Raw genomic sequence first — 12767 nt, 5'->3', positions numbered from 1 at the left:
GGAAGGGTCCGGCGTGATGCGTCCGGACCCTTCCGCGACGATCAGCCCTCGTCGCGCCAGCGGCGCAGGCGGATGGCGGCGGCGATGAAGGCCACGCCGACGATCACACCCACCCAGAGGTCCACGGTCAGGAAAGCGTTCCAGCTGCTGCTGAAGTCCACCATCCGCATCAGGTCCTCGGGGCCGTGCAGGTTCGAGACGTCGTGGCTCTCGAACACCGTCTTGTTGGCGTACCAGGTCATCGGGATGATGCTCAGCAGGCCGCGGACGAGCAGGGTGTACCAGACGTACTCGTGCGGGAGGTTGTCGATGCCCGGCAGCATGTCCAGCCAGCTGATCACCGCGCCGGCCATGACCGGCACCAGTACCGCCCAGAGGAAGGGCTTGCTGCGCGCCCAGGCCGAGCAGAACATCAGCCAGCCGACGGTCGGCAGCGACCAGGCCGCGTACACCGGAATCACCGTCAGCGCGTTGCCCAGCATGCGGAACGGATGCGATTCGGTGAACATCGCGCTGGCGCCGGGCAGTCCGCTCAGGACCATGGCGAGGGCGCCGAGGATCCACTGGCCGATGCCGATCAGCAGGCCGAAACCGACGGCCAGCAGCGGCGCCAGCAGCAGCGCCCAGGTCAGTTTCGACAGCACCGTCTGCGTGTCGGAGACCGGCAGCGACTTCCAGAACAGCACGCTGCGGTCCTTGCGCTCGTCGTAGAGCGCGCCGAGCGAGTAGAAGAAGACCACGAAGGTCATCACCACCAGCGCCAGGGCCACGCCGCCGAGCAGGGACATGTCGCCGGCGAATCCCAGCGCCTGCAGCGCTTCGGCCGACTGCAGGTGGATTTCGACCTCCTTGAAATCGCCGTCGATGCTGGACTTGGCCTTGCCGACCATGAAGATGCTGGCGATCGCGCCGAGCAGCGAGAGGAACAGCGAAATTCCGCCGGCGACGATCGGCGCCCAGAAGAAACCGCCCTTGTTTTCCCAGAACTCGCGCTTGAGCAGGGACTTGAACTTGTCGGCCGAGGTGATGTGGCGTGCGGCCGCGACGCCCGTGGTTTCGATGGCGGAGGTGTTCATGCGTAGGTCCCCTTCATGGTGGCGACGAAGAGATCGGCGAGGCCCGGGATGCCGGTTTCGCCCAGCGCAGCGAGCTGCGACTGCGGCACGCCGTCGAAGATCATCCGGGTCTTCCCGAACGGCAGCGTCTGTTCGTCGATCGGCTTGAAGCGTCGCGCCTCCTCGGCGCGGTCTGCGCTCACGAGCAGGTCGACGAAGCGGTCGCTGACCGTTTCCATCGACGCATCGAGCACGATCTTGCCGTTCTGGATGAACAGCACGTCGGTGAGGATGTGTTCGATTTCCTCGACCTGGTGCGTGGTGACGATGATGGTCTTCTGTTCGTCGAAGTAATCCTCGAGCAGGCGCCGGTAGAACTCCTTGCGATAGAGGATGTCCAGGCCGAGGGTCGGTTCGTCCAGCACCAGCAGGCGGGCGTCGATCGCCATCACCAGGGCCAGGTGCAGCTGCACGATCATGCCCTTGGACATCTCGCGGACCCGCATGTCGGGCTTGAGCTGGGTGTGGGCGATGAAGCGGTCGCACTTGGCGCGGTCGAAGCGCGGATGGACGCCGGCGACGAACTCGATCGCTTCGCGCACCCGCATCCAGCGCGGCAGCACGGCGACGTCGGCGATGAAGCAGACATCCTTCATCAGTTCGTCGCGTTCGGTGCGCGGATCGCGGCCGAGGACCTTGAGATCGCCTTCGAAGGGAATCAGGCCGAGCACGGCCTTCAGCGTGGTGGTCTTGCCGGAACCATTCGGGCCGATCAGGCCGATGATGCGACCGGAGGGGATCTCGAACTCGGTATTGTCCAGCGCCAGCTTGTTCTTGTAGGCCTTGCGCAGGCCGCGGGCGCGGATCACGGGGACGGAGGTGTCGACGGCGCTCATGCGTCATCTCCCTGGCGGGCGGGGGCGAGCAGTTCCTGCATGCTCAGGCCCAGTCGCTGGATGCGTTCGAGGACCAGCGGCCACTCTTCGCGCAGGAAGCGGTCGCGTTCGCTGGACAGCAGTTTCTTCGCGGCTTCTTCGGTGACGTACATGCCCAGTCCTCTGCGTTTCTCGACAAGAGCCTCGTCCGCCAGTTCCTGGTAGGCGCGCGAGACGGTGATGGGGTTGAGTTGGTATTCGGCTGCCACCTGGCGGACCGAGGGAAGCGCGTCGCCCGGCTTGAGCACGCCGTCGAGCATCATCGCGATCACCCGGTCCTTCAGCTGGCGGTAGATCGGAGCGCCATCGCTCCATTGGATTGCGGTCATGGGAATCAGCTCCTGTTGCTGCGGCGCATGCCCTGCGCGAAGGAGAAGAAGGGAAGCGCCATCGCATCCCGGGCACGGGCACTGTGATGGCGACGGTGGGAATCACCCTCTGCGCCCGCACCGCTGGCGGACGTCTGGCTGGCGAGGGCGAAAAGACCGGTCAGGACCAACCCGGCGGCGAGCCCGCCCATGGCGATGCTCGGATTGCGAACCGCGGTGTACGTCTGGCGTTGCATGGGTCAACTCCTGTACTCGTTGACTGGTGTTGTATTCAACTATAACACCGAAACAGGGCGGGTCAAGCCCCCGGGAAACCTTTTCCCCCCAACTGAAGTCATACTCGGGCCCTCGCCCAGCCCTGGAGGCCTTCCCGTGACCCGTTTCCTGGCCAGAACGCTCGCAATCGCTTCGCTGTGCATGCTGCCCCTGCTGGCCGGCGCTGCCGGCGGCGGCCTGCTCGATCACAGCTACCGCCCGCTGGCCGGCAAGGCGCCGGTCAATCTCGGCAAGACCTATGGCGGCCAGGTGCTCCTGGTGGTCAATACCGCCAGCAAATGCGGTTTCACGCCGCAATTCGAAGCGCTGGAAGCCCTGCATGCCCGTTACAGGCCGCGCGGTTTCGCGGTCCTGGGCTTTCCCTCCGGCGATTTCATGGGGCAGGAATTCGACGAGGAAAAGAAGATCCAGGAGTTCTGCACCCTGACCTACGGCGTCAAGTTCCCGATGTTCCAGAAGGTCAGCGTCACCGGGAAGACGGCCACGCCGTTCTATCGCGACCTGGCGCAGGCCAGCGGCGAAAGCCCGAAATGGAACTTCCACAAGTACGTGATCGCCCGCGACGGCAAGGTCGTGGCCAGCTTCGGCAGCCGCACCAAGCCGGATGCGCCGGAAGTCGTGGCCGCCATCGAACAGGCGCTGAAGGCGCCGAAGCCGGCCGCCGCCCCGGTACCGGCGGCGAAATGATTGCCCGCATCCGCCCGGGCCGTGACAATACGCGGCTTGCATGGCCGCGCCGGGCCGGAGGTCCGGGCGGCACCGACCCGACCGATTCCGTGGAGAGATCGATGAGTGTTCGTTTTCGCGGCCTGGCCGCAGGGATGGCCATCGCGGCGATGCTGTTCGCCGGCATGGTCCAGGCTGAGGAGAAAGCAGTGCTGACGACAGAGCGCGACAAGGTGAGTTACATGATCGGCGCCGATGTCGGCGGTTCGATTTCCAGCGTCGGTCCCGACCTCGACGTCGCGGCGTTCGAGCGCGCCCTGCGCAACGCCTTCGATGGCGGCAAGCCGCTGCTGACCGACGACGAAGCGCGCTCGGTCGGCACCGCGCTCATGCAGCGCATCGGCGAGCGCACCGGTCGCCCGGTGCCCGGACAGGCCCCGGGCGCGAAGGCGCCGGCCGTCGCCAAGGACAAGGTCGGCTATCTGGTTGGCACCGATGTCGGTCGCTCGCTGGCGCCGATCAAGGACGAAATCGATGTTCCGGTGCTGCTGCAGGCCATGCGCACGCGCATCGCCGCAGGCAAGCTGTTGCTCACCGATGACGAGATGACCGCTATCCGCGACAGCTTCTCCAAGCGCATGCAGGCGCGCGAAGAGAGCCGCCTGTCCGGTCTCGCGCAGAAGAACGCCGAGGAAGGCGCTGCTTTCCTGGCGAAGAACAAGGGGCAGAAGGGCGTGATCGCCACGGCTTCGGGCCTCCAGTACATGGTGCTGCGCCAGGGCACCGGCCAGCGTCCGCGTCCCAGCGATCGCGTGCGCGTGAACTACCACGGCACGCTGCTCGACGGCACCGTGTTCGACAGTTCCTACGATCGCGGCCAGCCCGCTGAATTCGGCCTCAGCCAGGTGATTGCAGGCTGGACCGAAGGCGTTGCGCTGATGCCGGTCGGCGCGAAGTACCGGTTCTGGATTCCCGCGTCGCTGGCCTACGGCGAGCGCGGCAGCCCGCCGACCATCGGTCCAGGCGCGACGCTCGTGTTCGACGTCGAACTGCTCGACGTGCTCTGACGCCACCGCGCCCCGTTTTCCCGTCCCCGCACCATTCCCGCCATTCCCCCCTCAACCCAACCGCGCCGCAAGGGCGGCGCGTTCCACCCAGGAGTTTTCCAGATGAAACTGTCGCGTCATGTGACCCTCGCCGTGGCCACGGCCTCGTGCGTCCTCGCGCTCGCCGCATGCAAGCCGATCGACAAGGATGCCGCCGCCGAAGGCGACAAGAAGGCCGCCGAAGCCGACAACAAGGACGGCAAGGACGGCGCGCTCAAGATTCCTGGCCTGGCGACCGAGAAGCAGCAGGTCAGCTACATGATCGGCATGGACATCGGCAAGTCGCTCAAGCCGATGAAGGACGAACTGGACCTGGCGACGCTCGAGCGCGCGATCAAGGACACCTTCGCCGACAAGAAGCCGCTGCTGACCGACGAGCAGGCGATGCAGGTCATGCAGGGCTTCGCGCAGAAGATGCAGGCCAAGCAGCAGGAAGAAATGGCCAAGAAGCAGGCCGAGATGGAAGCCCAGGGCAAGAAGAACGTCGAGGAAGGCGCCAAGTTCCTCGCCGACAACGGCAAGAAGCCGGGCGTGCAGACCACCGCTTCGGGCCTGCAGTACCAGGTGATCACCGAAGGCAAGGGCCCGAAGCCGAAGGCCGACCAGACCGTGAAGGTGCATTACACCGGCACGCTGCTCGACGGCACCAAGTTCGACAGCTCGCATGACCGCAACGAGCCGGCGCAGTTCATGCTGAACGCCGTGGTGCCGGGCTGGACCGAAGCCCTGCAGCTGATGCCGGTCGGCAGCAAGTACAAGCTGTGGATCCCGTCGAAGCTCGGCTACGGCGAGCAGGGCACCCCGGGCGGCCCGATCCCGCCGAACGCCACCCTGGTGTTCGAAGTCGAGCTGCTGGAAATCGTCAAGCAGTAAGGCGACCATCGCGTGTCGCGCCGCGTCGTCTCCGGATGATGCGGCGCCGGGGGCCGGAGCCGAGGTTCCGGCCTCTTGCGTTTCGGCGCATGCATTGCGAGCGAAGCGCGCCCCCTATCAACGTTGCGTCACGTCATTCGAGAGGCCCCCATGCGCGTCACCATTTTCGGCACCGGTTATGTCGGTCTGGTCACCGGCACCTGTCTGGCCGAAGTCGGACACGAAGTGATCTGCGTCGACATCGACGCCGCCAAGATCGACGGCCTGCGCAACGGCATCATCCCGATCTACGAGCCCGGCCTGGAACCGATGGTCAAGGCGAACCACGCCGAGGGTCGCCTGCATTTCACGACCGATGCCGCGTCCGCGATCGCGCATGGCGACGTGATCTTCATCGCCGTCGGCACGCCGCCGGACGAGGACGGCAGCGCCGACCTGCAGTACGTGCTGGCCGTGGCGAAGACCATCGGCACGCATCTGCAGAAGCCGGCCGTGGTGGTGGACAAGTCGACCGTCCCGGTCGGCACCGCCGACAAGGTCCGTGCCGCGATCGCCGAGGCGCTGGCCGCGCGCGGCGCCGATGTCGCGTACGACGTGGTGTCGAACCCCGAATTCCTGAAGGAGGGCGCGGCGGTCGAGGACTGCATGCGTCCCGATCGCATCGTGATCGGCGCCGACAGCGCGTCCGCGATCGACAAGCTGAAGAAGCTGTATGCGCCGTTCAACCGCAACCACGAGCGCATTGTGGTGATGGACGTGCGTTCCGCCGAGCTGACCAAGTACGCGGCGAACGCCATGCTCGCGACCAAGATCAGCTTCATGAACGAGATCGCAAACATCGCCGAGAAGGTCGGTGCCGACGTCGAGATGGTGCGCCAGGGGATCGGTTCCGATCCGCGCATCGGCTGGCACTTCATCTATCCGGGTGCCGGCTACGGCGGTTCGTGCTTTCCGAAGGACGTGCAGGCGCTGGCGCGCACCGCGCAGCAGCACGGCTATCGCGCCGAGCTGCTCGACGCGGTCGAATCGGTGAACCATCGCCAGAAGGCGCATCTGTTCGAACTGATCGAGCGCCACTACGGCACCGGCGACCTGCGCGGCAAGACCTTCGCGGTCTGGGGCCTGGCCTTCAAGCCGAACACCGACGACATGCGCGAAGCCTCGAGCCGCCGTCTCCTGCAGCTGCTCTGGGACGCGGGTGCCAACGTGCGCGCCTTCGATCCCGAGGCCGCGCACGAGGCGCAGCGCATCTTCGGCGAGCGCGACGATCTGGTCCTGTGCGAACACGCGCCCGAGGCGCTGCAGGGCGCGGATGCGCTGGTCGTCATCACCGAGTGGAAGCAGTTCCGCAGCCCGGATTTCGCGAAGCTCAAGTCGGCGCTGAAGGACGCGGTGGTGTTCGACGGTCGCAACCTGTACGACCCGGCCGAAGTCGAGGCCGCCGGCGTGGCCCACTACGGCATCGGCCGCGGCCGTTCGATCCGGTCGCACTGATCGGGCCACGCCATGACCTCTGCACACGATCCCAGCCTGGAAGCACGCGTGGTCGAGCTCGAAACCCGGCTCGCCTTCCAGGAACATGCCCTGTCCGAGCTGAGCGACGCATTGGCCGAGCTGCGTGGCGAAGCCGCTCGCAGTGCCGACCTGCTGCGTCGCGTGCTGGAAGAAATGAAACTCCATCGCGGCGATCTGATGGCCGATCCGGCCAGCGAACCGCCGCCTCCCCACTACTGATCCGATCCCAACGTCATGAGCGATTCCCTCCGCGACCAGTTGCTCGGGCTCGGCTTCAAGCCGGCACCGAAGCCGGAACGAACCGAGAAGCCTGCGCACAAGCCGGGCAGCAGCCATGGCAAGCCCCACGGCGGCCAGCATGCCCGTGGCCAGAAGCCCGGGCAGGGCGCCCGGCCCGATGCCAGGCCGGGCAGCGGCCGCCCCGATGCCCAGCGTCCGGGCGGGCGCAAGCCCGGCGGCAGGCCGCAGGGGCAAGGCAAGCCGCCGCGCACCCAGGAAGAAATCGACCTCGCCAAGGCCTACGCGATCCGCGCGCAGCGCGAGAAGGAAGAGCGGATCGAAGCCGAGCGCGTGAAGCAGGAAGAAGCACGCCTGCGTCGCGAAGCGAAGGCGAAGCTGGCCGAACTGCTCAAGGACAAGGCGCTCAACGACAAGGATGCGGACATCGCCCGCCACTTCGAGTACGGCGGCAAGATCAAGCGCATCTACGTCAACGAAGCCCAGCTCAGGCAGCTCAACGCCGGCGAACTCGGCGTGGTGCAGCTCGATGGCCGCTACCAGTTGGTGACCGCCGAACTGCTGACCGAGGCCGAGGCGATTTTCCCGCCCGCGATCGCGCTCAAGGTCGATCCGAACGCCGCGCCCGGCGACGATCCCTACGCCGATCCGAAATACCAGGTGCCCGACGACCTGGTGTGGTGACCCGCCGCCGAGATAACGCCAGCTCCTGTCGAAACGACGAAGGCCCCGCGAGGGGCCTTCGTTTTTGCGGCGTGTTCCCGCGACGTGCGATCAGCGGTTCTGCACTGCGGCCTGCGCCTGCGGCGCCTGTCGCTGCTGCAGATCCTCTGCGGCAGCGTCCGTACCGACGGCGGGTTTCTGGATGTCCTGGCGCTGCACGAAGCTGCGCTTCGCGGCATCGCTCTGGGCATCGCCCTGCACCGCGAACAGGCGCTGGCCGTCGTGGTTGTAGGCGACGCTGTCGATGGAGTCGATCTGCCCGCGGCGCGCGGCATGCACCAGCGAGACCGCGGCATCGAGCCGGACCTGTTCGCTGCGGTTGTAGGCATTGGCTTCGCCGAGCGCCGTGATCCCGACGATCGCCTGGTTCAGCAGGCCGTTGTAGGGATGGTCCGGCGACTGGTAGGGATGCGCGCCGTCGGCCCGTGCGTCAGCGCGAACCTCGGCTCGGACCTCTGCACGCGGCGGGGCAACGACCGGTTCGGCGCTCGGCGGTGCGACCACCGGAACGACCACCGGAACGACCACGGGGTCGACCTGTGGAGGCTGCACGACGGGCGCGACCTGCGGCGGTGGCTGTTGCGCCTGCACTTGCGGTTGGGCCTGCACCTGCGGTTCCGCTTGCTGCGGTGCCTGCTGCTGCGCGCGGCCCGGCATGGCCTGCCACTCCGAGAAGCCCGACGGCTCATCTCGATCCTGCCTGCGGAACTGGGTCACCCAGTCCTGCGGCACCTTGGTCAGGAAGGTGACTTCGTCGCCGTTGCTGACGATGGCGATCATCGTGGCCTGGCGCGGGTCCGGGTTGTCCATGACCAGCGCCGGACGCACCGCACCGGCGATGCTGGCGTCGAAGCCGTGCACGGTCGAGGTCGGCTGTGCGGGCATGCTGCCGTTGATGTTCTGCTTGAAGACATGGAACGGATCGGTCGGGACCTCGATGCGGTAGGTGAGGTTCGGCCTGCCGTTGCCGTCGGCGCCGTTGGCGTAGCCGCCGCAGGCCTGGGTGAGGTCGGTCGAGATGTGCACGGTATCGCCGGACTTCTCGGCCTTGGCCACGCGGACCATGTCGCCGAGGGTGATGGTCCGGCCTTCGCGTGCGGCGAGCGCTTCACGCAGGCCCGGCGCGGCGCGGTCGGGCAGGTCGACGACGGCATTGCCGTCGAAGAAGCGGGCAGCGATCGAACGGGCCTGGTCCAGGCTCAGCGGCTTGCGACCGCCGAAGCCTTCGGCGGCGGCGATGGCATCGGGTTCGCGGCTGTCGGCGCGGAAAAGGGTGACGGGCATGGAACGACTCCTTGTCTTGCGAGGGCTGGGTCTGCGGGGGCAGGGGGCGGGATATGCGCCCGGCGCGATGGCCGGGCACGGGGGATCTCGATGTCAGAACAGCTCGTCGATCGGCGTGGCGAGCAGGGCCTCGGCGCGATGCGCGTACTCGCGGATCGTCGAGATGCCGAGATCGCGGACCAGGCGGTGCGCGGTGTGCGGCAGCGGCGAGTCGGCGATGTCGTGCGGGGCGATGTTCTTGCCCGAGACGTCGGGCAACAGGTGGATGCCGGCGGCGGCGTAGCAGTGCTGGACCATGGCCGAGCAGTACAGCGCGCCTTCCTTCGCGAGCAGGTTGTCGCGCTTGCGCAGGCGCGTGCTGTACATCGCCAGCATGGTGCCGACCAGCTCGCTCAGCGAATAGCTGGCCAGGCCCGAGAGCAGGTCGAGGCCGGCGCCGACCACGCGACGTGTCTGCGCCTCGTCGAGGCCGAAGTCGAGAATGGCGATGTTCGGGAATTCGCTCGCGTCGAAATAGCGCGCGACGCGGTTTTCCTGCACGCCCAGGCGCATCTGCTTGTAGCGCAGGTCGAGATCGGATTCGATCACCCACCAGTGCCCGTCGCTGCGCCGTTCGCTGAACAGGAAGGCATGCGACCACAGGCTGCGATGGCCGTCGTCGGTCAGCGGCGCCTGCGACTTGCGGATGACCTTGCTGATCCAGTCGCCGCCGGCGCACAGGCCGATGCGTCCCGGCGCAGCGTGGCGCTGGATGAAGGCTTCGTTGCTGGACGCGGCGGGCGCGTCGTCGTGGTCTTCGCTCATGCTGCGGTGCTCTCCCTGGCCGCCATCATATCGGCGATGGCCTTGCGGATCAGGCCTGCCGTGGCCTGCGGATCCTCCATCGGGAACAGGTGGCTGCCCGGGTGCCAGTACCAGCGCGGACCGACCAGCGCCCGGGTGGCGCGGTGGCCGATGTGGCGCAGTTCGCGACTGTCCCGCCCGCCGATGAAGGCCGCCGGCACGCGCAGCGCGGCTGCAGCCTCGACCGTGCGCTTGGAGGGCAGGGTGCGGTAGATGCGGTATTCGACGTGGCGATCGAACAGCAGGGTGCGCTCGCCGCGCCCGTCCGGCACGGTGCAGTACTCGGCGTAGTCGCGCAGCACGTCCGGATGCCAGCAGCGGAACATGCGCTTGGCGTGGTAGTGCGCATGCGCGGCCTCGATGTCCGGCCAGTGCTGGCGGCGCTGCAGGGTCTGGGTCAGCGGCATGACCAGCCGGTCCAGGCCGGTGACATGGCCCAGCCGCATCATGGTTGCGCTCAGCCCCGCGATCAGCGGCGAATCGAGCAGCACGATGCCGTCCACGCGCCCCTGTAGCCGGCCGGCGGCGAGCACGCTGAGATAGCCGCCGAGTGAGTGTCCGACCAGCCAGGTGCGCCCCGCATGCGCCGGCTGCGCCTGCACGAACTCGACCAGCTCATCGACCAGATACGGCCAGTCCGGGGTCACCGGCCGCGCGGGATCGTGGCCGAAGCGCAGCACGCCGACTGGATCGAAATCCGGCCGCAAGGCATCGAACAGCCGCCGATAGACCGGCAGCGGGAAACCGTTGGCGTGGGAGAAGACGAGGCGGTCGGTCATGCGTGCAAAGGTGCGAAGGCGAAATCCCTCAGAAATGGATGGTATACGCTCCGCCGAGGCCGTATCGCGCGTTGCCCGAGTATTCGGCATGCATCGAAAACCGCAGCGACGAAGAAGCCCCTATCCGATGGTCGAGGTCGATGCCCGCGCGCCCGAAGGTGCGCTCCTCATATTCGAAGGATGTTTCGGCCGCAAGAGGAACGCCCGGGTCGGCTCGAATCGTCGCCGGCGAAGAAGACAGCGCGCGTGAAATCTCGATCGACTGCAGCAGGCGCGTCCGGTCGTTGATGTCGATCGCTCCCTTCATGCCGAGTGACAAGCTGGCGCTCTGCTGGTTCGATCCGCTGAACGTCGCGGCAAATGCGCCAAGTCTTTCCTCGAAAGGATCGCTTTCCGAGCGCATCCAGTCCAAGGATGCATAGGGTGAAATGCTCGTTTTTCCGATGCGCCATGCCTCGTGCGCTGTGCCGGTCACGCGGATCGACCATGCGTGCCCCGATGGGTTGGCGATCGACGAGTCGATGCGGTTTCCGTTGAGATACGCACGGACCGTGCGCATATCGAATTCAGTGCGTGCTGCGGCGATGTCGACTCGCGCCATTTCTCCCGCCTCGAAGCCGGCCTTGAAAATCAGCTGATCGACCGTGGAACGCGACGAGAATAATCCGGAATGGCTTTCACGGGTCGTGATCCGTACCATGCCCAGGCCCAGCCTCAATCGATCGAACAATCGGCAACCGCCTATTTCACGCGATTGCTGCATGAGTCCATCGTCATCGTCATGGTGAATCGAGGCGGCGATCCAGCCACAATTCCTCTCGTCATGACTCAGGCGCTCGTCGAATAGGCTGCGCCTCGATACATGCATGAGGGACTGCCGGGGGAGCATGAAAGCGTTGCGGGCGACAGCGTGGGATGCCATATCCAGCGAAAGGGTGAAAGCAGGAAGGTCGGTGATCACCCCTGCAGTGCCATCCTTGATGCGGGCCAGCCAGTAGGTGTCCATTTCCGTCAGCGTGTTTCGTCCTTGGCCGATCACGATATTGCCGTCGCGATTGGTGTCCACGGCATTCGTCAGCAGCAAGCCGGTCGGCAGAACGACACCATGCTCGCCGAGCCATGCGTCGATGGACTGCATCCCCGTGCTTTGCGTCCATCTGAATGCGCGCGCTCCTTCGATCTGGCCTGTACCCGCAATGCTTCGAAACCCCGATGATCCGACGATGACGTTACCGTCGGCGGAGATGGCGCTCGCCCGGGAAACGGCATGGCCAGCAAGAAATCCCAGCGCGGACATGCCATCCGCTTCGCGCCAACGGTATGCCTGCAGGCCGACATTGCCTGTAATCGTGTTTCCGTCAGCGGAGACGTCGATTGCGATGCTTCCAGTGCCTGAACCGTTCAATTCGCCGAGCGAGCGTAGTCCGCTGGATTGGTTCCACCGGAAAGCCTGGCAGCCGGTTGTCTGCAGCAGGGATGGCAATTGCGCGCAGGACGCCCCGACCACGACGGAGCCGTCATGCGATGCCGCGTTGGCGATGCTGTCCCTGTGCCCAGGCAGTTGGCCGAGATTCAATGCGGGCATGCCCGTGCGCCACACCGTAGCCGTGTGTTCGAGAAAGCCGTTGAGTGATGCGCCGACGACGGTGCCGCCATCGCCGGAGACGCCTCTCGCGGTGCTTTGGTTGTACCTTGACGGTCGCCCGGGTGAGTCGATGACCACGACAGGTGCCAGCAATTCGAAACCAGTCTGTTGCGTCCACCGGAATGCGGTCTGGAATCGGCAGAAACTCGAGCAGACTTCAGCCCTCGTTCCGACGATCGTGGATCCATCGGCATCGATGCCGGAAACGCGGTATCTGTAGGTGCTCAGGTCTGGTGCGTCCGGTGCGGCAAGTGAGCCCGCTTCGGTGATCCAGGCCAGTTGGAAACGATCCACTGTCCATGGATCCGTAGGAGTCCTCAGGTGGCCTGCGATAGTGCGCCCATCCGAAGAAATCGAAATGGCTTCGAAATTGGATGGCAGGTTGACGATAGGCTCGGCAGCGAAGCATGTTCCGCACGTCATCGAAATAGCGATCGCGAGACTGCTTTTGAGGGGCTTGCGGAGAATTCGATGAATCATGGCTGCTTCATTGCGAAGATT

At 66.0% G+C, this 12767-nt stretch carries 14 protein-coding genes; 6 read left to right on the top strand and 8 right to left on the bottom strand.

All coding sequences use genetic code 11. From position 1 onward, the window contains the following. Positions 1 to 41: 41 nt before the first annotated feature. From ACFQ0E_RS16680 to ACFQ0E_RS16665, 4 genes are read right to left on the bottom strand one after another with little or no spacing between them, the layout of a single operon-like run. Complete coding sequence (locus ACFQ0E_RS16680) at positions 42 to 1076, bottom strand: ABC transporter permease (RefSeq protein WP_386825753.1); 1035 nt, start codon at positions 1074 to 1076, stop codon at positions 42 to 44. Further along, positions 1073 to 1951: an ABC transporter ATP-binding protein gene (locus ACFQ0E_RS16675; protein WP_386825751.1), complete on the bottom strand. Its 879-nt coding sequence runs from the start codon at positions 1949 to 1951 to the stop codon at positions 1073 to 1075. Before ACFQ0E_RS16675 ends, ACFQ0E_RS16680 begins: the two co-directional genes overlap by 4 nt. Continuing rightward, positions 1948 to 2319 (bottom strand): GntR family transcriptional regulator, encoded by a 372-nt coding sequence (locus ACFQ0E_RS16670; protein WP_386825750.1) that lies wholly within the window; start codon positions 2317 to 2319, stop codon positions 1948 to 1950. The genes ACFQ0E_RS16675 and ACFQ0E_RS16670 overlap by 4 nt, the downstream gene beginning before the upstream one ends. 5 nt (positions 2320 to 2324) lie before the next feature. Continuing rightward, a complete protein-coding gene (locus tag ACFQ0E_RS16665; RefSeq protein ID WP_137852243.1) occupies positions 2325 to 2555 on the bottom strand; it encodes a hypothetical protein in 231 nt (76 codons plus the stop codon). 181 nt (positions 2556 to 2736) lie between these two features. Here ACFQ0E_RS16665 and ACFQ0E_RS16660 point away from each other — a divergent pair, with 181 nt between their 5' ends. The 6 genes from ACFQ0E_RS16660 (at position 2737) to ACFQ0E_RS16635 (ending at position 7676) form a co-directional block, all read left to right on the top strand. Beyond that, complete coding sequence (locus tag ACFQ0E_RS16660) at positions 2737 to 3282, top strand: glutathione peroxidase (RefSeq protein WP_386825819.1); 546 nt, start codon at positions 2737 to 2739, stop codon at positions 3280 to 3282. 101 nt (positions 3283 to 3383) lie between these two features. Next, positions 3384 to 4328, top strand: a complete 945-nt coding sequence (locus ACFQ0E_RS16655) for an FKBP-type peptidyl-prolyl cis-trans isomerase N-terminal domain-containing protein (RefSeq protein ID WP_386825748.1) — start codon at positions 3384 to 3386, stop codon at positions 4326 to 4328. A 102-nt stretch (positions 4329 to 4430) separates the two neighbouring features. Beyond that, on the top strand, positions 4431 to 5240 hold the full coding sequence (locus ACFQ0E_RS16650; protein ID WP_386825746.1) for an FKBP-type peptidyl-prolyl cis-trans isomerase: 810 nt from the start codon (positions 4431 to 4433) through the stop codon (positions 5238 to 5240). Between the two features lie 150 nt (positions 5241 to 5390). Then, positions 5391 to 6734, top strand: coding sequence for a UDP-glucose dehydrogenase family protein (locus ACFQ0E_RS16645; RefSeq protein WP_386825744.1), 1344 nt, complete (start codon positions 5391 to 5393; stop codon positions 6732 to 6734). 12 nt (positions 6735 to 6746) lie between these two features. Beyond that, positions 6747 to 6974: a SlyX family protein gene (locus tag ACFQ0E_RS16640; RefSeq protein ID WP_386825743.1), complete on the top strand. Its 228-nt coding sequence runs from the start codon at positions 6747 to 6749 to the stop codon at positions 6972 to 6974. A 15-nt stretch (positions 6975 to 6989) separates the two neighbouring features. Then, on the top strand, positions 6990 to 7676 hold the full coding sequence (locus tag ACFQ0E_RS16635) for a DUF2058 domain-containing protein (protein WP_386825741.1): 687 nt from the start codon (positions 6990 to 6992) through the stop codon (positions 7674 to 7676). A 90-nt stretch (positions 7677 to 7766) separates the two neighbouring features. Here ACFQ0E_RS16635 and ACFQ0E_RS16630 read toward each other — a convergent pair whose 3' ends face one another. The 4 genes from ACFQ0E_RS16630 to ACFQ0E_RS16615 all read right to left on the bottom strand — a co-directional run bounded on the left by ACFQ0E_RS16630 (position 7767) and on the right by ACFQ0E_RS16615 (position 12746). Further along, positions 7767 to 8999, bottom strand: a complete 1233-nt coding sequence (locus ACFQ0E_RS16630; RefSeq protein ID WP_386825740.1) for an XVIPCD domain-containing protein — start codon at positions 8997 to 8999, stop codon at positions 7767 to 7769. 93 nt (positions 9000 to 9092) lie between these two features. After that, positions 9093 to 9803 carry a hypothetical protein gene (locus ACFQ0E_RS16625; protein ID WP_386825739.1) on the bottom strand — a complete coding sequence of 237 codons (711 nt, stop codon included), beginning with the start codon at positions 9801 to 9803 and terminating at the stop codon, positions 9093 to 9095. Continuing rightward, positions 9800 to 10621 carry an alpha/beta fold hydrolase gene (locus ACFQ0E_RS16620; protein ID WP_386825737.1) on the bottom strand — a complete coding sequence of 274 codons (822 nt, stop codon included), beginning with the start codon at positions 10619 to 10621 and terminating at the stop codon, positions 9800 to 9802. Before ACFQ0E_RS16620 ends, ACFQ0E_RS16625 begins: the two co-directional genes overlap by 4 nt. Before the next feature lie 28 nt (positions 10622 to 10649). Then, entirely contained in the window at positions 10650 to 12746 is a 2097-nt protein-coding gene (locus ACFQ0E_RS16615) for an autotransporter domain-containing protein (protein ID WP_386825735.1), read from the bottom strand. Positions 12747 to 12767 lie beyond the last annotated feature (21 nt).

Origin of the sequence: Lysobacter brunescens, assembly GCF_042677005.1 — a bacterium.
Classification (GTDB): domain Bacteria; phylum Pseudomonadota; class Gammaproteobacteria; order Xanthomonadales; family Xanthomonadaceae; genus Lysobacter_I; species Lysobacter_I brunescens.
The sequence above is the reverse complement of the archived record's forward strand: the minus strand, read 5'-3'. Positions and strand labels throughout refer to the sequence as shown.

What these genes read in the sequence shown, in the direction of transcription:
- ACFQ0E_RS16675 (WP_386825751.1), bottom strand. Translation starts at nt 1,951, where the DNA reads ATGAGCGCCGTCGACACCTCCGTCCCCGTGATCCGCGCCCGCGGCCTG.
- ACFQ0E_RS16650 (WP_386825746.1), top strand. Translation starts at nt 4,431, where the DNA reads ATGAAACTGTCGCGTCATGTGACCCTCGCCGTGGCCACGGCCTCGTGC.
- ACFQ0E_RS16640 (WP_386825743.1), top strand. Translation starts at nt 6,747, where the DNA reads ATGACCTCTGCACACGATCCCAGCCTGGAAGCACGCGTGGTCGAGCTC.
- ACFQ0E_RS16630 (WP_386825740.1), bottom strand. Translation starts at nt 8,999, where the DNA reads ATGCCCGTCACCCTTTTCCGCGCCGACAGCCGCGAACCCGATGCCATC.
- ACFQ0E_RS16655 (WP_386825748.1), top strand. Translation starts at nt 3,384, where the DNA reads ATGAGTGTTCGTTTTCGCGGCCTGGCCGCAGGGATGGCCATCGCGGCG.
- ACFQ0E_RS16620 (WP_386825737.1), bottom strand. Translation starts at nt 10,621, where the DNA reads ATGACCGACCGCCTCGTCTTCTCCCACGCCAACGGTTTCCCGCTGCCG.
- ACFQ0E_RS16635 (WP_386825741.1), top strand. Translation starts at nt 6,990, where the DNA reads ATGAGCGATTCCCTCCGCGACCAGTTGCTCGGGCTCGGCTTCAAGCCG.
- ACFQ0E_RS16625 (WP_386825739.1), bottom strand. Translation starts at nt 9,803, where the DNA reads ATGAGCGAAGACCACGACGACGCGCCCGCCGCGTCCAGCAACGAAGCC.
- ACFQ0E_RS16665 (WP_137852243.1), bottom strand. Translation starts at nt 2,555, where the DNA reads ATGCAACGCCAGACGTACACCGCGGTTCGCAATCCGAGCATCGCCATG.
- ACFQ0E_RS16615 (WP_386825735.1), bottom strand. Translation starts at nt 12,746, where the DNA reads ATGATTCATCGAATTCTCCGCAAGCCCCTCAAAAGCAGTCTCGCGATC.
- ACFQ0E_RS16660 (WP_386825819.1), top strand. Translation starts at nt 2,737, where the DNA reads ATGCTGCCCCTGCTGGCCGGCGCTGCCGGCGGCGGCCTGCTCGATCAC.
- ACFQ0E_RS16645 (WP_386825744.1), top strand. Translation starts at nt 5,391, where the DNA reads ATGCGCGTCACCATTTTCGGCACCGGTTATGTCGGTCTGGTCACCGGC.
- ACFQ0E_RS16680 (WP_386825753.1), bottom strand. Translation starts at nt 1,076, where the DNA reads ATGAACACCTCCGCCATCGAAACCACGGGCGTCGCGGCCGCACGCCAC.
- ACFQ0E_RS16670 (WP_386825750.1), bottom strand. Translation starts at nt 2,319, where the DNA reads ATGACCGCAATCCAATGGAGCGATGGCGCTCCGATCTACCGCCAGCTG.